The sequence below is a fragment of the Oricola indica genome (assembly GCF_019966595.1).
Classification (GTDB): domain Bacteria; phylum Pseudomonadota; class Alphaproteobacteria; order Rhizobiales; family Rhizobiaceae; genus Oricola; species Oricola indica.
Genome location: NZ_JAINFJ010000002.1, coordinates 477,034 through 497,772 on the forward strand (window position 1 = coordinate 477,034; position 20,739 = coordinate 497,772).

Here is a 20,739-nt window from a genome sequence, read left to right on the forward strand (position 1 = left end):
CGCGAGGAGGAAGCACCATGATCGTCGACACCCATCTGCACGTCATCGACCAGACAGCCCTCGACTATCCGTGGCTTGCCGGGGTGGAGCCGCTTAACCGGAACTGGACCTATGACGACTATAAGCTCGAGGCGCGGCGGGCCGGTATCGACGCGACATTCCACATGGAAGTCGATGTCGCGCCCGAGAGGATCGAGGACGAGACGGCCTATATCGGCACGCTCGCCGACCGCCCGAACAGCCTGATCGTTGCAGCCATCGCCTCCTGCCGTCCGGAAGACGAGGGCTTTGCGGCCTATCTGGAACGCCAGCAGGCCAATCCGCTGGTCAAGGGCTTCCGCCGCGTGCTGCACGTCATGCAAGACGACCTGTCGGAGGGCGCCCGGTTTCGAGAGAACATCAAGCTGCTTGCCGGCACCGGACTGACCTTTGATCTCTGCGTCCTGCCCCGCCAACTGGACAAGGCCATCGCGCTTGCCGATCTCGCGCCGGACGTCACCTTCATCCTCGATCATTGCGGCGTGCCGGACATCGCGGGCGACGCGCGCCAGCCTTGGCAGGACGGGATCGCCGAGCTCGCGAAACGGCCGAATGTGGTCGCCAAGATTTCCGGCGTCGTCGCTTATGCGGACGCCGAGACCTGGATCGCGGACACGCTGCGCCCCTGGGTCGAACATACGATCAAAAGCTTCGGCTGGGACCGCGTGGTCTGGGGCAGCGACTGGCCGGTCTGTACACTCGGCGGCGGCCTGATGGCATGGGTCGCGGCAACCCATGCGCTGCTTGAAGGCGCAAGCGAAGACGAGCGCCGCAAACTGCTCTCGGAAAACGCCCGGCGGATCTGGAGCCTTTAGCGAGCGCCCGGTGCATTTCAGATTACAATAGACTCAAAATGCGCCGCCTCTCGTCTTTGGCTCGAATGCGCATTCCGATGCTGATGTTTAAATCAGAAGCTGAATTTCACGCGCCGAAGCTCCTCGCGAACATCGCATTGATGTCGGCGATGACCGACGCGCCTGCTTCGCCAGCGAGAAGTCCCTCGTTCAAACGCTCCGACGCCGCTGTCTGGAATGCCATGTAGCCCTTGTGGCGCGGCCGTATCCAGGCATTATCCAGCGTGCGGCGTGTGTTGCGATAGAAATCACTGGTCGCCGCATTGACCGTCTCGTCGTCCCATCCGTCCGCATGGCCCGGCTGTCCGCCGGCGGCAGCAAACGGTCCGCGCTGCACCTCGCCGCTCGCGATCCAATAGGCGAATTCGGCGGCCTCGGGAATGCGGTCCGAGAATGCCGATACCGCGATGCCCGTGCCGCCGAGAGCCGAGCCAACCGGCCCGGCCCCGCCCGCATCCGGAATATCTGCGAAGGCGAGCCGGTTCGGCCGGAAGCCCGCTATTCCGTAATTGACATAGCCGTAGATGAACGGAACGCAGGCGATCCCGCTATCCGCCTCGCAGACCCGCTCGAAGATCGCGATCGGGTCCATGGCGTAACATGCATCCGGCACATGGCGCATCAGGCCGGCGATTGTCTCGTAGACCCGCCCCCCGTCATCCGGTGCGATCAGGTCGCCCGGGCCTTCGGTCGCGCAGGGCATGCCGAGATTGGCCGCAAGCGTATAGAACGTCATCAGCGAATGCGGCGGCCGCATCGGGATCATCACCCTGCCTTTGGCGGCAAGGTCCATCACTTCGTCGAAGCGAGTGGGCGCCGCCCCGATCAGGTACGGACGCCAGGCCTGCACCTGCGCCGCGGCATCGATGGGAAAGGCCCATTGATGACCCTCCCATTCATAGCTTTCATAGGAGCCCCCGACGCTTCCTGCCGCAAGCCTCTCCCGCGCCTCGCCCGTGCCGTGCCGATCAAGCGGGACCAGGCAGTTCTGCGCGGTGATCTCGCCGACATGAGGATGGTCGATAACGATCAGGTCGTAGGATCGCGCCAGATCCTCGACCGGGTAGGATTCGAAGTCCTGCAACGAGCGCTTGTCCCAGTCGATGTGAACACCGGTCTTCTCCGCCCAAAGGTGCGAGCAGGCGATCATCGGATCGTAGCCGCGCGGATGGCTCCACGTCATGCCTTTCAGGCGGATGGCGCTCAAAGACCGAACTCCTCGACGATCGCCGCCGTATGCTCGCCGACGCGCGGCGCGGCGCGGCCGACGACCGGCCGTTCGCCATTGACCCGGATCGGCGAGCGCGTCGTCATGATCGAAACATTGTCCTCGCGTTCGACCGTCTGGAGGAGGTCGAGAACGTTGAAGCCGTCGCTTTCCATCAGATCGTCCCAGTCGAGCACCGGCGAACACCAGATATCGGCGGGTTCGAAGATCTGCATCCACGCGTCCACCGTCTTCGTCGCAATCGCGCCGGCGATGAGCTTCTTGATGTCGTCTCGCGCGGTGAACCAGCTGGCCGGATCGGCGCAATAGGGATCGAGCGATTCCAGCCCCATCAGGTCGCGCAGCCGCGAGATCGGCGTCATCGCGATGGCGATGAAACCGTCCTTCGCCTCGTAGACGCCATAGGGCGCGGAGAGATAGGCATGCGCGCTGCGAAAGCCGGACCGTTTCGGCATGCGCCGCCCGTCATTGAGATAGGTTGTCAGAACCTCGAACTGGAAATCGACCAGGGCCTCCAGCAGGCTCGTCTGGACATGGCTGCCCTCGCCCGTCATGCCGCGCTTGACGAGGCCGGCGAGCAGCCCCTGCGCCAGCGCTGCCCCGGCGAACATGTCGCCGACCGCAAGGCCCATCGGCACCGGGCCGTCGCCATCGTCCCCGCTCAGCCACATGACCCCGGACCGCGCCTGGGCCAGCAGGTCCTGTCCCGGCCGCTTGACCCACGGCCCCTCCTCGCCATAGCCGCTGATCGAGCCATAGACGAGGCGCGGATTGATCGCGCGGACGGTTTCATAGTCGAGCCCGATACGCTCGATGACGCCTGGCCGGAAGTTCTGGACAAGCACATCCGCCCTGGCGATCAGGCTCTTGAGGCGGGTGAGGTCGTCGGGATTCTTCAGGTCGACTGCAAGGCTTTCCTTGCCGCGATTGATGGCGTGGAAAATCGTCGAATCCCCGCCGATCTCCGTGTCGCTGAGATAGAGCGTGCGGGAAAGGTCGCCCGCGCCCGGGCGCTCGATCTTGATGACTCGCGCGCCGAGATCCTGCAGGCGCAATGTCGCATAGGGGCCCGACAGGAACTGGCTCATGTCGAGCACGACGAGCCCGGCAAGCGGCAAATCGGAACTGGTTGTCATGATGCTTTCTGTTCGCTCTTGCGTTCCACCTGGTCCGCGAAGTGAGCCGGGCTGCGGTATTTTACGGTTTGGAGGTGCTCGCAGTAGAGGACGAGTTCGCCCTCGCCCTTGAACACTTCATAGGACGCGCGGATGAGCCCCATCTCCTCGTATTTCGGCTTTTTGTCGAGGTTGGTCCGGATCGTGTAGATCGTGTCACCGATGAAGACCGGCTTGATGAAGCGCAGCTTGTCGTAGCCGTATGAAAAGGCATTGATGCAATTGGTGGCCACAAGCCCCAGTCCGGCGGAAAACACGAAAGCCCCGGCCACCAGCCTGCGGCCGAATATGCCTTCGCTTTCGGCGAAGTTCTGGTCCTGCACGTAAGGGTGGATATCGACCACCAGCGTATTGAACAGGTGGCTCTCGCCCTCGGCGATCGTGCGCCGCAGGGAGCGAATGCGGTGTCCGGGCTGCCAGTCCTCGTAGAACCAGTTCTCCGAATTCCACACGGGGATGTCCGCGTGATCGCCGGGCATGTCCGACGGATGCGTGCTGGACACCCCGACCGTGGGTGCAAAAGGGGTTCCCATGATTCCTCCCAAATTCTTATGTAAATAATATATTCACATATGGGAGCACGGTGCAAGCGTCGAATCCGGACCGGCTGAGCAGCACCGACTTCAGGTCGAGAGCGGCATCCATCAGGCTTTTGTGTAATCCCGCGCCGGCGCTTCGAAGACGTCTCGGGTCGCGCCCTCTTCCGCAATATCGGGGTCCTTCATCGCGATGAGATAGCCGGACAGCGCGCCCATAGGTCTCGGCATTCGCACGACCCGGGCGTTGAGAATCAATTGCGGGAAGGCGTCAAACACACCTTACCGAGCGAATTCGGGAGCGATCTGGCGGAAGGACTTCCGCGAACAGTATCGATGCAACACGACGATACGGCGCAAAACTGCCAAAAAATTGGGCAACCGCAGCAGATCGAGAGTCTTTTTGCGGCGGTCTGTACGCACAATGGATAATTGCGGCGGTTGCGGACGATCCGTTACTTACGACGCTCCGGCCGGGTTTTCCCGGAAGTTCTTTATCCGGAAACAAGTTCACTCTTTGGGAGGAGCCCTATGAGCAAGAAACTCATCGTCAATCGCCGTTCCGTACTTAAATACGGCGGCGCCGCATCCGTGGCGCTGGCAACACCGTATTTCTTTACCCGCGGCGCGCTCGCGCAGAGCAACGACTATCGCAACGCCCCGACCGGTGACACGGTCACCTTCGGTTTCAACGTGCCGCAGACCGGCGCCTACGCCGATGAGGGCGCCGACGAGCTTCGTGCATACGAACTCGCCGTCGAACACATCAATGCCGGCGGCGGCGGCATGCTGGACACCTTCTCGTCGAAAGCTCTGACGGGTGGCGTCAACGGCAAAAAAGTCGCCTTCGTGACCGGCGACACGCAGACCAAGTCGGATGCGGCTCGCGCATCGGCCAAGCGCATGATCGAGAATGACGGCGCTGTCGTGATCACTGGCGGTTCGTCCTCGGGCGTCGCCATCGCCGTCCAGGGCCTCTGTCAGGAAGCCGGCGTCATCTTCATGGCCGGCCTGACCCACTCCAACGACACGACCGGCAAGGACAAGCGCGCCAACGGGTTCCGTCACTTCTTCAACACCGAGATGAGCGGCGCCGCGCTGGCACCGATCCTCGAGAAGAATTACGGCCGTGACCGCAAGGTGTATCACCTGACCGCCGACTACACCTGGGGCTGGAGCCAGGAAGGCTCGATGCAGAAATACACCGAGCCCTTCGGTTGGGAAACTGTCGCAGCTGTCCGCACGCCTGTCGGCGCGGGCGACTTCTCGCAGTACATCACGCCGATCCTCAATTCCGGCGCGGATACGCTGGTGCTGAACCACTACGGCAAGGACATGGTCAACTCGCTGACCCAGGCCGTCCAGTTCGGCCTCCGCGACAAGCAGGTCAACGGCAAGGACTTCGTGATCGTCGTTCCGCTCTACTCGCGCCTCATGGTGCAGGGCGCCGGCGATGCCGCGAAGGGCATCTTCGGTTCGACCAACTGGCACTGGTCGCTGCAGGACGACGCCTCCAAGGCCTTCGTCAAGTCGTTCGGTGAGAAGTACGGCTTCCCGCCGTCCCAGGCCGCGCACACCTGCTACTGCCAGGCGATCCTCTACGCCGATGCCTGCCAGCGTGCCGAAACCTTCCGCCCGAGCGCGGTCGGCGCCGCTCTCGAGGGCTTCGAGTTCGACGGCCTCGGCAACGGTCCGGTCCTGTACCGCGCCGAAGACCACCAGTGCTTCAAGGACGTTCTGGTCGTGAAGGGTAAGGAAAACCCGTCATCGCCGTTCGACCTTCTCGAAGTGGTGGAAGTCACGCCGCGCGCCCAGGTTGAATACCCCGTCGATCTGCTCGGCGGCGAGTTGGGCCCGTACAACGACGGCGCGGCGTAAGCCTTACCTTCTGCACAAGATCAACCGGCCGCCTGTTTGGCGGCCGGTTGGCAACAGGGTACAATCAAGGTCCGAACGGGAGGAGCCGTCGGACCACTTCGGCGGTATATCGTTATGGATGCAATATTCCTTCAGATTCTGAACGGACTGGACAAGGGCGGCGCCTACGCGCTGATCGCGCTTGGCCTGACGCTCGTTTTCGGAACGCTCGGTGTCGTCAACTTCGCGCATGGCGCCCTCTTCATGATGGGCTCTTTCTGCGCGGTGACACTCAACCGGATCTTCAACATCTCGTTCGAGCGGGTGAGCGAAACCGAGGTGGACTTCCTCGGCAATCCGCTGAAGGAGAAGATTCCCTACCTGCAGCAATGGTTCGGCGCCGATGTCAGCAATTTCCTGCTGGAATGGTCGGTTCCGATGTCGATCCTGCTCGCCATCGTGGTCATGGGCATTGTCGGCGTGATCATGGAACGCGGCCTGATCAAGCACTTCTACAAGCGACCGCACGCCGACCAGATCCTTGTCACCTTCGGTCTCGCCATTATCCTGCAGGAACTGGTGCGCCACTATTTCGGCGCCAATCCAATTCCGCAGTCGGCCCCTGACGCGTTTGCCGGCGCCGCGAATGTCGGCGCATGGATCGGGCTTGGCGACAACGTCATCTATCCGTGGTGGCGGCTTATCTATTTCGTCTTCTCGGCGCTCGTAATCTTCGGCGTCTTCGCCTTCCTGCAATTCACCACCTTCGGCATGGTCGTGCGCGCCGGCATGCAGGACCGCGAGACGGTCGGGCTGCTCGGCATCAACATCCAGCGCCGCTTCACCATCGTGTTCGGGCTTGCCGCGGCCGTCGCAGGCGTGGCCGGCGCCATGTACACGCCGGTTCTACCGCCCGACTACCATATGGGCATGGACTTCCTGGTCCTGTCCTTCGTGGTCGTGGTCGTCGGCGGCATGGGATCACTTTCCGGCGCCGTCCTGGCCGGCTTCCTGCTCGGCATCCTTCAGAGCTTTGCCTCGATGAACGAGGTGAAGTCCATCCTGCCCGGTATCGACCAGATCATCATCTATCTTGTTGCCGTCATTATCCTGCTCACGCTGCCGCGCGGGCTGATGGGACGCAAGGGCGTGATGGAGGACTAAGAAATGCTATCGACTTTCACACGCAACGACTGGCTCCTGCTGATCGGGTTCGCCATCATCATCCTCGTCCTGCCATGGGCCCTGCAGCCCATCGGCGCTGCCTATCCGGACCTGCTGCAGAAGATCGCGATCTTCGGCATCTTCGCGATCGGCTTCAACATCCTGTTCGGCCTGACCGGCTACCTGTCCTTCGGCCACGCCGCGTTTATCGGCATCGGCTCCTACGTGTCGGTGTGGTCGTTCAAGCTCTTGACGATGAACGTGCTTCCGGCGGTCATCCTGTCGGTCGGTATGGCGGCGGTGTTCGCCTTCCTGATCGGCTACGTGTCGCTCCGGCGTTCGGGCATCTACTTCTCGATCCTGACGCTGGCCTTCGCGCAGATGAGCTACAACCTCGCCTATTCGGTGCTCACGCCGATCACCAACGGCGAAACCGGCCTTCAGGTCCGCGCGATCCGCGACAGCGCAGCAGTCTCGCTGCGTGACGGCGACGTGCGCCTGATCGACCAGGCGATGGGCATCCAGGAAATCGGCGTACCGATCACCAATTTCTTCGGCATGAAGATGAGCGGCTATCCGGGCTTCTATTTCTGCGCCGTGCTGCTGATCATCTGCTTCTTCATCGCGATGTGCATCACCAAGTCAAATTTCGGCATGATGCTCAAGGCGATCAAGTCGAACCAGAACCGGCTGAACTACACCGGCATCCACACCCGCCCCTACCTGATCTCGGCTTTCGTGATCTCGGGCATGTATGCGGGCCTCGCCGGTTCGCTGCTGGCGGTCACCGATCCGATCGCGGGCGCCGAACGCATGCAGTGGACGGCGTCGGGCGAAGTCGTTCTGATGACGATCCTCGGCGGCGCCGGCACGCTGGTCGGTCCGGTGCTGGGCGCCGGCCTGATCAAATATGCCGAGCAGAAGGTCTCCTCCTGGAACGAGGGTATCCTGCACCAGGCGTTCTCGGGTCTGCCGGACGGGCTCCAGAACTTCTTCGTCGAGTTCTTCTCCTTCTTCGTCGGCGAAGGCTGGCACCTGACGCTCGGCTTCCTGTTCATGGTGATCGTCATCTTCCTGCCCGGCGGGCTGATGGAAGGTGCGCGCCGCATCGCTTCAATCTTCCGCAAGCAGCGGACCGACAAGGCCGATGAGGCCAATGCCGTCGGCCAACCCGCGGAATAGGGGGAAATCATGTCTGTTGCCGAAAACATCAGGGATGACGAGGACGACCGCGGCTTCAAGAGCGGTATTCCCGACAAGGTCCTTCATATCGACGACGTCCACAAGAGCTTTGCCGGGCTGCATGCCCTGTCAGACGTCGATCTCGACGTGCGCAAGGGCGAGACCCATGCGATCATCGGTCCGAACGGCGCCGGCAAGTCGACGCTGCTCAATGTCTGCGTCGGCCGTCTGAAGCCCGACCGCGGCGCGGTGATCTTCGACGGCGATACGCTGACCGGCAAGTCGCCGCACGAGATCAATCAGCTCGGCGTCGCCCGCGTGTTCCAGACGCCGGAGGTCTTTCTCGACCTGACCGTGCTGGAAAACGTCATGGTGCCGGCGCTGTCGAAACGGGACGGCCACTTCAAGCTCAATCCCTTCAAGTCCTTTGCCGGCGAGAAGGCGATCCGCCAGGAAGCGATCGACGTGATCCACAGCGTCGGTCTGCATGCCCAGCTGAACGCGCCGGCGACAAGCATGTCGCGCGGCGACAAGCGGCGGCTGGAACTGGCCATGGGCCTGATCCAGCATCCCAAGCTGCTGTTGCTCGACGAGCCGACGGCCGGCATGGCGCGCCACGACACCAACGCCACCATCGATCTTCTCAAGAAGATCAAGGAAGGCGGCATGACCAAGGTGATCATCGAGCACGACATGCATGTCGTGTTCTCGCTGGCAGACCGCATCAGCGTGCTGGCCGGCGGCCGCATCATCGCCCAGGGGACGCCCGACCAGATCAAGAACGACCCGAGGGTCAAGGAAGCCTATCTCGGGGAGGAGCAGGTATGACGGACGCAACAGATCCCGCCACGATGGTCCAGCCGAAGGCGGCCGATCCGAAATCGCAATATTTCGCGGTCCGCAATCTCAAGGCCTTCTACGGCGACAGCTACATCGTCCAGAACGTGTCCTTCGACATCAACGAAGGCGAGATTCTTGCCCTGCTCGGCCGCAACGGCGCCGGCAAGACCTCGACGCTGCGCACCATCGCACGCGCCGGATCGCCGGAACTGCGCAATGGCGAAATCTGGCTGAAGGGCGAGCCCGTCCACAAGATGCAGTCCTTCCAGGCGGCGCTTCACGGCATCCAGCTCGTCCCGGAAGACCGACGCATCATTCCGGGCATGAGCGTCGAGGAGAATCTCGACCTCGCCTGCATCGCGGGCGAACTCGGCTGGGACTACGAGCGCATCTACGCGCTGTTCCCCCGGCTGAAGGAGCGCCGCAAGCAGGAGGGCACGACTCTTTCCGGCGGCGAGCAGCAGATGCTGGCGATCGGCCGGGCCCTGGCGCGCGACCTCAAGCTCCTGCTTCTCGACGAGCCCTATGAAGGTCTTGCGCCAGTGGTGCGTCACGACATCGAGAAAGCGCTGATCGAGGTCCGCAATGCGGGCATCACGACGATCATCGTCGAGCAGAACGCGGTCGCCGCACTGAAACTCGCCGACCGCGCGATCATCCTCGACACCGGCGAGGTCGTCTATGACGGCTCGGCCAAGGAGGTGCTCGAAAACGAAAAGCTGCGCCACGACTACCTGGCGATCTGACCGCGATCATCGCAAACGACGAGAGCAAGGCCCGCCATCGCGCGGGCCTTTTTCGTCAGCCCTCATGCGGCCTGTCTGCCGCAAATGGCGCGCTGCGCCACAACGCCTGTTTTTATATTGAATTGATCGCTTCGACCCGGAGTGCTTATTCTTGGTGCAATTAGAGGAGGAGACCTCATGGTTCATATCGTTGGCTGGGGCCACACCCCGTTCGGCAAGCTCTCTGCGCTGTCGCTCGAAGACCTGATCCGCGAGGCCGGCGCCGAGGCGCTCGCGCATGCCGGTGTTTCGGCTGACGATATCGACGGCATCTGGGTCGGTCATTTCAATGGCGGCATGGTACCGGACGGTTTTCCGGCCTCGCTGGCGCTGTCGATCGATCCGGGCCTCCGGTTCAAGCCCGCGACGCGACTGGAAAACGCCTGCGCCTCGGGGTCGGCGGCGGTCTTTGCGGCACGCAACGCCATTCTCGCCGGCGAGGCGAAGGTCGCGCTGGTGATCGGCGTCGAGAAAATGACGCATCTGCCAACGGCGGAGGTCGCGGCGGCGCTCGGTCATGCCTCCTACCAGAAGGAGGAAGCCGGCCTCTCCTTCCCGCAGGTCTTCGCGCAATTCGCCGAGGCCTATTTCGAGCGTTTTGGCGATGCGACCGAAGCGCTGGCGATGATCGCCTCCAAGAACCACACCAACGGCGCGAAGAACCCGCTGGCCCAATTGCGCAAGCCGCTCGACATGGCGTTCTGCGCCACCGAGAGCGAGCGCAATCCGATGATCGCGCCGCCGCTGAAGAAGACCGACTGTTCGCTGGTCTCCGACGGCGCAGCAGCGCTGGTGCTCGTCGCGGACGATCTCGTCCCATCGATGCCGCGCGCCGTAATGATGCGCGCCGCCGAACAGGTGAACGATTACCTGCCCATGTCGGCGCGCGACGTGCTCGCCTTCGAGGGACCGCGCGAGGCCATCCGCCGCGCAATGCGCTCGGCGGGTGTCGAACTCGACAATCTCGATCTCGCCGAAGTGCATGACTGCTTCACCATCGCGGAACTGCTGATCTACGAGGCGATGGGCCTCACCGAGCCCGGCCGTGGCGTCGAGGCGTTGAAGAACGGTACGGTCTATCCGGGCGGCGCGCTGCCGGTGAACCTGTCGGGCGGACTGAAGGCCAAGGGCCATCCCGTCGGCGCGACGGGCGTCTCCATGCATGTGATGGTGTCGCGGCAAGTGACGGGCGATGCCGGGGAGATGCAGGCGCCGGACGCAGCGACGGGCATGGTCTTCAACATGGGCGGGTCCGGCGTGGCCAATTATTGCTCGATCCTGGAAGCGGTGAAAACCTGATGAACCTCGCCGTGTGGCTGGAGCGGACGGCCGCCGTTGCCGGCGAGCGTCCCGCCCTGTTGCATGGCGAGACGGTCGTCGCGGACTACGCGACGTTCCATGCCCGCGCATCCGCCCTTGCGGCGGCACTGGGACGCGACGGCGTGAAGCCGGGCGACCGCGTGGCGCTGTTCATGAAGAACTGCCCGGACTATCTCGTCGCGCTTTACGGCATCTGGATCGCCGGCGCGGCGGCCGCGCCGATCAATGCCAAGCTGCATGCGAAGGAAGCCGCCTGGATCATCGAAAACGCCGGGGCGAAGATCGTGTTCGTCACGCCCGATCCGGGGGCTGCGTTGGCCGAAGCGACCGACGCCGAACCGATCGACATCTCGACGGATCGTTTCCTCGCCATAACCGACGGGCCCGGTCGGGTCGCGGAACCGAGGACGCCCGACGATCTCGCCTGGCTGTTCTACACGTCCGGGACGACCGGCCATCCCAAGGGCGTGCGCATCACGCATGGCATGCTGATGGCGACCTCGCTTTCCTATCTCGCCGATGTCGACACGGTTTCGGCCGACGACGCGGCGCTCTATGCCGCGCCGATGAGCCATGGCGCCGGCATCTACGCGCCGGTGCACGTGCTCGGCGGCGCGCGGCATCTGTGCCCGAAATCCGGCGGCTTCGACGCCGACGAGGTTCTCGACCTGTCGGAAGACTCCGGCCCGACCTCCATGTTCATGGCGCCGACTATGGTGCGGCGGCTGACGGACCGCGCGAAGGCAACAGGACGGCGCGGCGACGGCATCCGCACTGTCGTCTATGGCGGCGGGCCGATGTACCGCGCCGACATCGAGGAGGCGGTCGACTGGTTCGGACCGAAATTCATCCAGATCTACGGCCAGGGCGAGTGTCCGATGGCGATCTCGGCGCTCTCGCGCGCCGATGTCGCCGACCGGGCGCACCCGCGCTGGCGAGAAAGGCTCGTGTCCGTCGGCCGTGCGCAATCGGTCGTGGAGATCCGGATTGGCGACCCGGACGGAAATGCGCTGACACCGGGCGAGATCGGCGAGATCATGGTCAAGGGACTTCCGGTCATGCCGGGCTACTGGGAGAATGCGGAAGCGTCGCAGAAGACGCTGCGCGACGGCTGGCTGATGACCGGCGATGTCGGCACGCTCGACGCGGACGGCTATCTGACGCTGCAGGACCGCTCGAAGGACGTCATCATTTCGGGCGGCACCAACATCTACCCGCGCGAAGTGGAAGAGGCCCTGCTGACCCATGATGGCGTGCACGAGGTTTCGGTGATCGGCCGCCCCTCCACGGAATGGGGAGAGGACGTGGTCGCCTTCGTGGTTCCAGCCCCCGGGGCAGCGTTCGATCCGGCGGCGCTCGATGCGCATTGCCTCGCGCGGATCGCCCGCTTCAAGCGGCCGAAGGCCTATTTCGAAATCCGCGAATTGCCGAAAAACAATTACGGCAAGGTGCTGAAGACCGCATTGCGCAAAATACTGGAGGAGAGGACATGACCGACCTGACGGGAAAGACAGCGCTGGTGACCGGCTCGGTGCAGGGCATCGGGTTCGCCATCGCCAGGGCGTTGGCCGAAGCGGGCGCGCGCATCGCCGTGCACGGGATCGCGGGCGACGCGCAGATCCACGAGGTCTGCGGGAAACTCCGGCAGGCGGGCGCGCCGGAGGCCGAATTCTTCGACGGCGACCTGCGCGGACCCGAGCAGATCGAGCGAATGATGGAGGCGGTGGCAGCATGGGGCGGCGCCGACATCCTGGTCAACAATGCGGGCATCCAGCACACCGCCCCGCTCGCCGAGATGCCGCGTTCCGTCTGGGACGACATGATCGCCATCAACCTGTCCGCCGCGTTCCACACGATGAAGGCGGCGCTGCCCGTCATGGCCGAGCGCGGCTATGGCCGGGTCGTCAATATCGCCTCGGTGCAGGGCATCATCTCATCGAAGGACAAGGCGCCCTATGTCGCCGCCAAACACGGGCTCGTCGGCCTGTCGCAGGTGGCGGCGCTGGAATACGCCGCGGCGGGCGACCGGACGAAAGGCGGCGTGACCGTCAACTGCATATGCCCGGGCTGGACGAAGACCGCCATCATCGAGCCGCAGGTCCGCGACCGCGCCGAGGCGTTCGGCGGCGACAGGGATGCGGCGATCGCCGATCTCCTGAAGGAAAAGCAGCCTTCGCTGCGCATGTCCGATCCGTCGGAAATCGGCGCATTGGCGCTCTGGCTCTGCGCCCCGATCGCCCACAACGTCACCGCCACCGCAATTCCCATCGACGGCGGCTGGACGGCGCAATAGCTGACGTAAATTGACTGAAACGCTTGGGAAAGAAATGGCGCGCCCGAAAGGATTCGAACCTCTGACCCCCAGATTCGTAGTCTGGTGCAAATGATTGAAATTTATATGCTTTTCTGCAAACCGCTCTATTTTTCGCGCGTGTTGAATCAAAGGGTTGGCAAGCGGACTGCAAACTGATTTTGTCGTCAGGCCTTAGGCGCGGCAAAGGTGAACTGTGTTTCGCACCCCTCATGAGCGCACACCGGTTTGCTTAGCCCAAAAGGCCGCTTGAATTTCGTGCGACCGCAGGCGCTGCAAATGAAATGGTCACGGAAGGCCTTAAATTCTCCCCATCGCGTTTTTTCGTCGCCGATAGACCCGTCACCATATGGTCCTTCCTGAAAGTGGCTACCGAAGTTCTCGATGTCGCCCTTGATGAGGCTAGCGATAAAGCGGTTATTGACGCCCGGCACATCAGGGGGTGTCAGCTTGTTGTCGCGGAGGAATGCTCCGATCGCTGAAGCCAATTCAGATCTTTCATAAGAATAAGCTTTTTCGAGCGGCCGGATACGAACGTTAACGCCAAATCCGCGCGCAATACCAAGAAGCCATTCCTCCTCAGCCTGGCGCATTTCATTGGCAGCGGGTTCCCCGTTTGCCCAACGCGCCTCGATCATTTCATCGGTGACTTTGTGATCAGCAAAGCGCGGACCATAGGCGGGATCTAGTCCGATAATTCGAGTGAACTGCCAGTCCTTCGCTGCGAGTTGGTCTTTAAGATAATTGAAAAAGCGCTCGTCATGAGTGACGAGGATAATCTGGCAGTCGAAGAACATCTTGGCGATAAGCGCGCTGATCGCGCGGCGATGGTCGGCATCGTAGGAAGTAACGATATCATCCAGCGCGATAACCGGCGCGCCGCCGTTGAACTGCTTGATAGCCGCGAGACGCAGTGCGAGCGCGACCGAGTGGATCTGTGAGTCGCTAAGATAGCCACCAGGCGGCACTCCGGGTCGATTCTCCGAGAAGTCGATTAACAACTGCAAGCGCTGCTGATTGGTCTCATCTTCGCCGGGCAGCTCAAGCCGAATGGGCTTCGCGTGCTCGCCTTGTATTTCTTTGTAGATTTCATTCATCGGTGCCTGCAGCATATCTAACAGCGACTGCACCTTCTCGCGGATTTTGCCAGCGATGTGCCCCGACTGCATCGTCAGTGCATTGCTAAGCGCTAACAGTTCCGCCGAAGTTCTAGTTGCGAGCGCGAAGTCGTCCTGAAGCGCTAGGAGCCCGTCGACAATAGCCTTGGCTTTAGACCAGGTATGGTCACCCTGCTTCGCTTCAATGTCCTCGATTTGCTCATCGACGTGTGCGAGTAGCGCTGAGATTTTCTCGACGATTTCCGTTGATTCAGGAGAGTCGGCGGCAGGCCAACCGGCGACGTTTGCCTGGTAATCGACGAGCTTAGTCTTGAACTCGGCAAGCTCATCCTCCACCAGAATCTCGATCATCAAAGGTAGGCGTGCGACCAGCCGGTCGTGCGCCTTTATAGCAGCAGTCTCAGCTTTATCGAGGGCCTTCTTGGCATCGTTATAGGTTTTGAGATCGGATAGATGCTCGGCTAGAAGGTCTCGGATCGCTGGAACGCTCCCGGCTGTCGTCTGATTAACCGGCGTAGCGCAAACGGGGCAAAAATCTGGCGCCGTCGCGTCTTCCGCGAAAAGAGGCTCGGCTTCCTTCCAGACAGAGCCGAAGACGATGTCGGCTGCCTTGTCGCGCTCCTCAGCCTCAAGCGATTTTGCGTTCGCGAGTGCGACAAGCGCAGCGTCGAAGTCGGGGATGGTGCCGCTGACAACTTCTTTGCCATCGTCCTCCGAGACGGCCTTCTGCCACAGCGCCGCTGCGGCATTGCGCACCTGTTTAAGACCAGCAAGGCCAATCCGATTTTCTTCGGTCTCGAGGCGCTCTCCCATCTCGGAGTAACTTGGATCGCCCTTGTCGAGAGCTGTAAGCTTCAAGTTGGCATCGAGCGGAGCGATGACCTTGTCGTTTATATAGTCCAGAACCGCCACTTCGTCCCATTGTTGCACCTCTTGCGCGGTCTCCGTGCGCAGCACGCCGCTAAGCCTAGTCTGCTCGACCGTGCTCTCGGCGGCGGCCTTCACGTCCCGGCGCAGCAATCGCAAGTTCTTTTGCACCTCGACTAGCGGGCTGAGCTGCAACCAACCGGCAACATCCGCATAGCGACTCTCCGGTTTATGGGACTCGACAAAGGTCCGTAAAGTGTAGCCCCGAATGATTGGCGACACGACGAACAACTCGTTCATGGTTGTCGCCGCCGCAGGGACTGGCCGGTGCGCTCCCGAAGCGGCTCGACTGCCCTGAGCTACGGCCTGCCCAGTGATGGTTTCGAAACTGACCGTCGGGATAATGCCGGCGGCTTCGGCGCCTTCATGAGCAAGCGCCGTGGGGCCAGCCTGGTTGTCACGCGTGCGCTGTCCAAGTCGATTCAGCGTTCCGTGCTCGGAGAAGAGGAACTCGAGTGCATCGATTATGCTTGATTTGCCACAGCCATTCGGCCCGAAAATCGCGAGGCAGCGCTTCTTGCTGAAATCAAAGGTCTTCTGCTGGAGGTAGGCGCGAAAACCTTCGAGGGTCAGCGACTGCAGGAGGCAGGGATCAGCCATCAACCGCTTCCTCGTCCTTCGGCGCCGCACGCTGCGCGGCCAGCGCAACGATCGCCGCCTTAGCATCAGCGACTGCATTGTCGCTCGGTTCAATTTTCAGGATATGATCTGAAAGAATGTCAGCAAGATCGCCGTCCATGCTCTCGGTGCTCTTTAACGTTTCCGCCAGTGCGGTGAGAAAGCTGTCCGGCCTCTCTGTTTCCCCAGCCACGGTCCCTCCTCCTCGCAGACTTATAACCTATTTGCGACTATGACTGCGCTACACCAATTGCGATTCATTTATAATATAGAATAGCATTTGATGTGATTCTCGAAAACATTGCTATAATAATTCGGGTTATAAACGCGTAAAAGCAAAAGAGCCCGAATTTTTGGGCAACTGAATTTTAGTTTCACCGGCATTTTCTGAAATCAGTCAGCGGCGACGTTTAAGTTGAAGATTGAGAATTTCCCGTCTCAATCTATTGACGCCATTGCTGGCCTTGCTGGCGCGATGGAAAGGCTGCGACCGCCGAGATCGCGGAATGCCTTTTGTCGGCATGTGAAGACGATTATTTGCTGGTCCCTTGCCTCACGCGTGAGCGTATCGAACATCCGCTCGATTCGATCGTCATCAGTGTAGACAATCGCATCATCGAGAATTATGGGCGCAGCATCGCCGGACTTCGCGAGCATCCTCGCGAACGCCAGGCGCACCAAGAGCGCTATCTGCTCCTTGGTGCCACCAGAGAGGACATCGAAGTCCTCCTCCGTGCCTGCGCGAATGAGCGCGGTCGGAAGGACATTATCGGCATCCAGGTGCAATTCGGCCTCCGGCCAGAACAGCCGTATGAGCGGCACGAGTTCAGACAGGACGGGCTCGACATAGCGATCTCGCGCGGCCGCACGCGCTGCCTCGAGTGCCGAGTCCAGCCGTTGCAGAACCGCTACCTCGAACTCGATCTCGGCGAGTTTGTCGCGAGCCTGTTCGAGCCGTGTCGCGACATCGGCGAGTTCCTCGTCCACCGCTTCACCGGAATAGAGATCAATCGCCGTGTCGAGACGCTGCAATTCTAGGCGGAGTTCTTGGCGGTCCCGGTCAGCGCGCTCGACGACGGAACGCGCGCGCTCGAGTGCGGCTGTCGCCGCATCGAGGTCCGGTGCGGTTCTTTCGACCTCCTTCCGCTTGCTGCCTGCCTCCTCAAGAGCTGCCTCCAGCGCGGGGAGTTGTTGCCGGAGAATCTCGATTTCGGCCTCCAACTCTTCAAGATTGTCGAGGATGTTCCGTGACCTGGTCACCCTGGCTTCGGCCGCCTCGACAGCGGCTGCCGCGCGCGCCTCTTCCGACTTGGCATAGCTCAGACGTTCGCGTGCCTTTTCGAGATTCAGGATGACAGTATCGCGCGCCGCCTTCGCATCCCGCTCGGCCTGTTCGGCTTCAGCCGGGTCCGGCAGTTCATCGGCATTGGCCACTTCTTCCGGAAGAGCCGCAATCTGCTTGCGCAGCGCATCGATGCCATCCGGCGCCTCGGCAGCCAAGGCTGCCTTTGCATCACGAAGCTGAGCCTCGGCGCCCTGCCGCTTTCCTCCGGACTCCCGCGCCATCGCAATGTCCTGAAGCCTCATGGAATGCAGGCGATCCGCCAGCGCGCGCTCGGCGTCTTCAATATCCGTTTCTCCGGACCCGGTGGGCGTTTCGACAACCAAGCGTCCAACTCCGGCAATATCGATCGCCGCACCGCCGGGGACCGGGAACCGGATGCCGTCGGCGAGTGCCGCATCGTTGATAACAACGCAACCCGAGATGCCTTCGTCGTAGTGCATGGTCACGGAAGCCGCCTCGCTTGCGCGCAGGTGCTTGAGTGTTCGGATTTGCGCATCGAGTTCCTCGAGGCTCTGGAGCGTCTTGGTATCGATCTCGATATCGGCTGCAGCCTTCGCCGTTTCGACTTTCTGCCGCAGACCTTCGGCCCTTGCGAGCCGCTGCGTCAGTTCCGCTCTGCGCTCCGCAGCGGAGGCAGCCGACTTGGCTTGCAGGATATGGCGCAATGTTTCGGTGGCAAAAACGAGCGCCTTTTCGGTTTCCTCAAACCGCCGTGCGGCGTCGGCATGTTCGGTTTCCGCATCTCGCCTTGCGAGTTTCCGTTCTTCGTGAATGCTCACTTGGCCGGCCAAGAGATCACGGGCCTGCTTCGCTTCTGTGATCGCCTCGCCTTGCACTTTCAACTTGTCTTGGGCGCGACCAACCTCATGAAACCTGGACTTCTCGGATTCGATCTCCTTTTCGAGCGTTTCCGCGTGGCGCTGGGCTTCGGAAAACGCGGCTTCGGCAGACTGAAGCCGCTCTTTCCTTTCACGGTCGTCTTCCGGATCCTCGATTGCCGCAAGCTCGCGGCGCACTCCGTTCCTTCGGTCGATCTCCGCACGGAGTCTGGAGGCTTTGGCGGAGAGCTCGTCATGTTTAGTGCCCAGATCTGCAACCAGCTCTTCGGCTTCCTTGAGCGGGCCGCCTGTCTTCGGCTTTCCACTCTTGGTAAGATATCGCTCCAGCTCTTCACTGCAGAGACGTCGCGCGGTTTCCATTCGCCGGCCACCAGTCATCGCCTCGACTTCTCCGGCAACTGACGACAACAGATCGCGGCGCGCAGTCAGACTCGCATCGTCATTCTCCAAACCAAGAATGCCTTGCCTCACCCACAAGAGCCCGGCAGGCCCACCATCCTTCGGCGACTTCAAAGCGGCGGAAAGCCAGTCTTCGGCATCGTCGCCTTGCTTGAGCAGACTTCCATCGCGGAAGACACGCGCTTCGCCTTTGCGGCTTTTCGCCCACCGCTTTTCGACCTTGAAGACTTGGCCGCCAAGTTCCAGTTCGAGCCCCACTTCCGGATCGCCCCCGGCATGCGGCGCCAGGCTCGACACTTCCTTGTCCCAGGACCGGTGCCCCTTGAAGAACAACGTATGCAGCGCATCGAAGATGGTGGACTTGCCGTTCTCATTGGGTGCAGCAAGCACGTTGAGCCCGGACGCTATGCCGGAAATCTCGACTGGATCCGTGAATCGGCGGACGTTGTTGAGTCGGATCTTGCGAAGTTTCACTTTTCCTGCCTCCTCGCAAATCCATAAAGACGGCGGAGCGCCGCCGCGGCGATGGCGCGCTCCCCAGCAGACGCCATCTCGTTTTCGGCACCCCCATAAAGAGCATCAGCAGCCAGCCTCAGCGCTCCGCCCTGTGCGATCTCGTCGAGATCATCGGTTTCGATCTCCGTCTGCAGAGCGGTTTCGACATACTCGAAGTAGCCGAAGTCATGGCGAACATGGTCGATCGCTCGCGACAGTGCTTCCCGCTCCGGCAAGCGCATCCAACCCCTCGCGTTGAGCTTCATCAGGAAATCGCGCCTGTCTCCCGCCGAACCGGGAACGACGGCCTGCAAGGCGGTCTCCGGATCCTGCTCTGGCGTTAGGTGGATTTCGATTTCCGCCCAATTGAAGCGGCCGGTTTCGACGACTTGAACTTCAGGGACGGCGCGAGGGCTACCGATCGTGACCGCGAGACAGCACCCCCGGCCTACATGCTTGAAGCGATCCCGCTCGGGCGTGCCCGAGTAATAGGTTCTCTCACCGATCTTCTTGACGCCGTGCCAGTCGCCAAGCGCGAGGTAATCCAGACCTGCGGTGGAGCTGCGATCCGGCGGGATGATCTCCTGGCCGTCGTCCTCAGACCCGAAATTGACAACTCCGCCATGTGCGAGCCCGATACGGATGTTGGCTTCCGGGGTCGAACATTCCCGCATCCATTCGGTCAGATCCATGCCCGGGAAACGCCTCGGCAGAGGCGCCGGCAAAAGGCTCACCTCTCCTGCGATCTCGATCGGTTCCCCGGCATCGATCAGGTGAACCGTTTCCGGTGCCTGGCCACGGAAACGCTTCCACAAGGCCTCGGCAGCGAGACTGTCGTGATTGCCGGGAATGATCCACCAATGGATGTCATTTTCTTTACCCATCGCAGCGACAGCCTGTCGCCATACCGCTTCCGATGGCGTCTCGGTGTCGAAGAGATCGCCGGCCACGAGGATGTGTCCGGCTTCATGGTCGCGAGCGGCATTGGCCAAGCTCGCGATTGCGGCATGTCGGGCTTCGACCAGGCGACCACGAACCTCTTCTGGAAAATTACCGAAACGACGACCGAGATGGAGATCGGAAGTATGGATGAAGCGAAATGTGTGCATCTTCTTATCCTAGACTTATCCATTTCAGCCGACGATATTTGCGCCGTCAATTTCCCGCAATTTCCCCGTCGACCCCTCGCTATATCAAAATCAAGCGACGCAATCGTGCATCGCTGTAGCGAGAAAGTCCGCGTGAAATGAAAAAACGTGCAGGTCGGCCCTATGCCGACACCCGCCTGGCAGCATTCCTTCAAAAGCGAATTCTGGAGCTGAAACCGCGCAAGACGCAACTCCAGATCGCTATCGAGGCCGGCTTCGTTCAGCCGAATATGTTGTCGATGTTCAAGAACGGCTCGAACAAGCTTCCGCTGGATCGTGTGCCAGGCTTGGCGAAAGCGCTCGAGTGTGACCCGGCGCTTCTGTTCAAGCTCGCCCTCGAGCAGTTGGGTGGTGACACGACCGGGACCGCAATCGATCAGATCTTCGGAACGATCGTCACCCGCAATGAAGTTGCGTGGCTCGATGAGATCCGGAAGGCGTCCGACCACAGCGATCCCTCGATTACGATGAAGGCGCGTGGTGCGATCAGGGGGATCTTCGGCAAATGACGTCTACGCTCAAGCACAGCGATACTCGGACCGATAACAGCTGCGATCTC

At 61.6% G+C, this 20,739-nt stretch carries 18 protein-coding genes; 10 read left to right on the forward strand and 8 right to left on the reverse strand.

The genetic code is table 11. The features are described 5' to 3' along the window. Positions 1 to 17 precede the first annotated feature (17 nt). Positions 18 to 854 (forward strand): amidohydrolase family protein, encoded by an 837-nt coding sequence (locus tag LC343_RS07750; protein WP_223476533.1) that lies wholly within the window; start codon positions 18 to 20, stop codon positions 852 to 854. 106 nt (positions 855 to 960) lie between these two features. On the opposite strand, the gene LC343_RS07755 is transcribed toward LC343_RS07750, so the two are convergent. The 4 genes from LC343_RS07755 to LC343_RS25120 form a co-directional block, all read right to left on the reverse strand. Beyond that, the gene (locus LC343_RS07755) at positions 961 to 2,100 is read right to left on the reverse strand and encodes a type 2 periplasmic-binding domain-containing protein (protein WP_223476534.1); all 1,140 of its coding nucleotides are present in this window, start codon (positions 2,098 to 2,100) and stop codon (positions 961 to 963) included. After that, entirely contained in the window at positions 2,097 to 3,257 is a 1,161-nt protein-coding gene (locus LC343_RS07760; RefSeq protein WP_223476535.1) for a CaiB/BaiF CoA transferase family protein, read from the reverse strand. The genes LC343_RS07755 and LC343_RS07760 overlap by 4 nt, the downstream gene beginning before the upstream one ends. Next, entirely contained in the window at positions 3,254 to 3,829 is a 576-nt protein-coding gene (locus tag LC343_RS07765) for a MaoC family dehydratase (RefSeq protein ID WP_223476536.1), read from the reverse strand. The genes LC343_RS07760 and LC343_RS07765 overlap by 4 nt, the downstream gene beginning before the upstream one ends. Positions 3,830 to 3,940: 111 nt before the next feature. Beyond that, the gene (locus LC343_RS25120; RefSeq protein ID WP_274384737.1) at positions 3,941 to 4,063 is read right to left on the reverse strand and encodes a hypothetical protein; all 123 of its coding nucleotides are present in this window, start codon (positions 4,061 to 4,063) and stop codon (positions 3,941 to 3,943) included. 300 nt (positions 4,064 to 4,363) lie between these two features. Here LC343_RS25120 and LC343_RS07770 point away from each other — a divergent pair, with 300 nt between their 5' ends. The 8 genes from LC343_RS07770 to LC343_RS07805 all read left to right on the forward strand — a co-directional run bounded on the left by LC343_RS07770 (position 4,364) and on the right by LC343_RS07805 (position 13,273). Next, positions 4,364 to 5,710 (forward strand): substrate-binding protein, encoded by a 1,347-nt coding sequence (locus LC343_RS07770; protein ID WP_223476537.1) that lies wholly within the window; start codon positions 4,364 to 4,366, stop codon positions 5,708 to 5,710. Positions 5,711 to 5,824: 114 nt separating this feature from the next. Next, positions 5,825 to 6,853: a branched-chain amino acid ABC transporter permease gene (locus LC343_RS07775; RefSeq protein ID WP_223476538.1), complete on the forward strand. Its 1,029-nt coding sequence runs from the start codon at positions 5,825 to 5,827 to the stop codon at positions 6,851 to 6,853. A 3-nt stretch (positions 6,854 to 6,856) separates the two neighbouring features. After that, positions 6,857 to 8,035 (forward strand): branched-chain amino acid ABC transporter permease, encoded by a 1,179-nt coding sequence (locus LC343_RS07780; protein WP_223476539.1) that lies wholly within the window; start codon positions 6,857 to 6,859, stop codon positions 8,033 to 8,035. A 9-nt stretch (positions 8,036 to 8,044) separates the two neighbouring features. Next, on the forward strand, positions 8,045 to 8,863 hold the full coding sequence (locus LC343_RS07785; protein WP_223476540.1) for an ABC transporter ATP-binding protein: 819 nt from the start codon (positions 8,045 to 8,047) through the stop codon (positions 8,861 to 8,863). 23 nt (positions 8,864 to 8,886) lie between these two features. After that, positions 8,887 to 9,621, forward strand: coding sequence for an ABC transporter ATP-binding protein (locus tag LC343_RS07790; RefSeq protein WP_223476739.1), 735 nt, complete (start codon positions 8,887 to 8,889; stop codon positions 9,619 to 9,621). Between the two features lie 177 nt (positions 9,622 to 9,798). Beyond that, positions 9,799 to 10,959, forward strand: a complete 1,161-nt coding sequence (locus LC343_RS07795; protein ID WP_223476541.1) for an acetyl-CoA acetyltransferase — start codon at positions 9,799 to 9,801, stop codon at positions 10,957 to 10,959. Beyond that, on the forward strand, positions 10,959 to 12,473 hold the full coding sequence (locus LC343_RS07800; RefSeq protein WP_223476542.1) for an AMP-binding protein: 1,515 nt from the start codon (positions 10,959 to 10,961) through the stop codon (positions 12,471 to 12,473). Before LC343_RS07795 ends, LC343_RS07800 begins: the two co-directional genes overlap by 1 nt. Continuing rightward, positions 12,470 to 13,273, forward strand: a complete 804-nt coding sequence (locus LC343_RS07805; protein ID WP_223476543.1) for a 3-hydroxybutyrate dehydrogenase — start codon at positions 12,470 to 12,472, stop codon at positions 13,271 to 13,273. Before LC343_RS07800 ends, LC343_RS07805 begins: the two co-directional genes overlap by 4 nt. A gap of 185 nt (positions 13,274 to 13,458) precedes the next feature. Here the strand turns inward: LC343_RS07805 and LC343_RS07810 are convergent, their stop codons facing one another. From LC343_RS07810 to LC343_RS07825, 4 genes are all read right to left on the reverse strand, one after another. Further along, entirely contained in the window at positions 13,459 to 15,936 is a 2,478-nt protein-coding gene (locus LC343_RS07810) for an ATP-binding protein (RefSeq protein ID WP_223476544.1), read from the reverse strand. Continuing rightward, the gene (locus tag LC343_RS07815; protein ID WP_223476545.1) at positions 15,929 to 16,147 is read right to left on the reverse strand and encodes a hypothetical protein; all 219 of its coding nucleotides are present in this window, start codon (positions 16,145 to 16,147) and stop codon (positions 15,929 to 15,931) included. Before LC343_RS07815 ends, LC343_RS07810 begins: the two co-directional genes overlap by 8 nt. Before the next feature lie 245 nt (positions 16,148 to 16,392). Then, positions 16,393 to 19,011 carry an AAA family ATPase gene (locus LC343_RS07820; RefSeq protein WP_223476546.1) on the reverse strand — a complete coding sequence of 873 codons (2,619 nt, stop codon included), beginning with the start codon at positions 19,009 to 19,011 and terminating at the stop codon, positions 16,393 to 16,395. After that, positions 19,008 to 20,141: a metallophosphoesterase family protein gene (locus tag LC343_RS07825; protein WP_223476547.1), complete on the reverse strand. Its 1,134-nt coding sequence runs from the start codon at positions 20,139 to 20,141 to the stop codon at positions 19,008 to 19,010. The genes LC343_RS07820 and LC343_RS07825 overlap by 4 nt, the downstream gene beginning before the upstream one ends. Positions 20,142 to 20,278: 137 nt before the next feature. Here LC343_RS07825 and LC343_RS07830 point away from each other — a divergent pair, with 137 nt between their 5' ends. Then, complete coding sequence (locus tag LC343_RS07830) at positions 20,279 to 20,689, forward strand: XRE family transcriptional regulator (RefSeq protein ID WP_223476548.1); 411 nt, start codon at positions 20,279 to 20,281, stop codon at positions 20,687 to 20,689. The last annotated feature ends 50 nt before the right edge of the window (positions 20,690 to 20,739 follow it).

Coding starts and splice junctions, on each gene's coding strand:
- LC343_RS07750 (WP_223476533.1), top strand. CDS start 18: ATGATCGTCGACACCCATCTGCACGTCATCGACCAGACAGCCCTCGAC.
- LC343_RS07760 (WP_223476535.1), bottom strand. CDS start 3,257: ATGACAACCAGTTCCGATTTGCCGCTTGCCGGGCTCGTCGTGCTCGAC.
- LC343_RS07765 (WP_223476536.1), bottom strand. CDS start 3,829: ATGGGAACCCCTTTTGCACCCACGGTCGGGGTGTCCAGCACGCATCCG.
- LC343_RS25120 (WP_274384737.1), bottom strand. CDS start 4,063: ATGCCGAGACCTATGGGCGCGCTGTCCGGCTATCTCATCGCGATGAAG.
- LC343_RS07770 (WP_223476537.1), top strand. CDS start 4,364: ATGAGCAAGAAACTCATCGTCAATCGCCGTTCCGTACTTAAATACGGC.
- LC343_RS07775 (WP_223476538.1), top strand. CDS start 5,825: ATGGATGCAATATTCCTTCAGATTCTGAACGGACTGGACAAGGGCGGC.
- LC343_RS07780 (WP_223476539.1), top strand. CDS start 6,857: ATGCTATCGACTTTCACACGCAACGACTGGCTCCTGCTGATCGGGTTC.
- LC343_RS07785 (WP_223476540.1), top strand. CDS start 8,045: ATGTCTGTTGCCGAAAACATCAGGGATGACGAGGACGACCGCGGCTTC.
- LC343_RS07790 (WP_223476739.1), top strand. CDS start 8,887: ATGGTCCAGCCGAAGGCGGCCGATCCGAAATCGCAATATTTCGCGGTC.
- LC343_RS07795 (WP_223476541.1), top strand. CDS start 9,799: ATGGTTCATATCGTTGGCTGGGGCCACACCCCGTTCGGCAAGCTCTCT.
- LC343_RS07800 (WP_223476542.1), top strand. CDS start 10,959: ATGAACCTCGCCGTGTGGCTGGAGCGGACGGCCGCCGTTGCCGGCGAG.
- LC343_RS07805 (WP_223476543.1), top strand. CDS start 12,470: ATGACCGACCTGACGGGAAAGACAGCGCTGGTGACCGGCTCGGTGCAG.
- LC343_RS07810 (WP_223476544.1), bottom strand. CDS start 15,936: ATGGCTGATCCCTGCCTCCTGCAGTCGCTGACCCTCGAAGGTTTTCGC.
- LC343_RS07825 (WP_223476547.1), bottom strand. CDS start 20,141: ATGCACACATTTCGCTTCATCCATACTTCCGATCTCCATCTCGGTCGT.
- LC343_RS07830 (WP_223476548.1), top strand. CDS start 20,279: ATGAAAAAACGTGCAGGTCGGCCCTATGCCGACACCCGCCTGGCAGCA.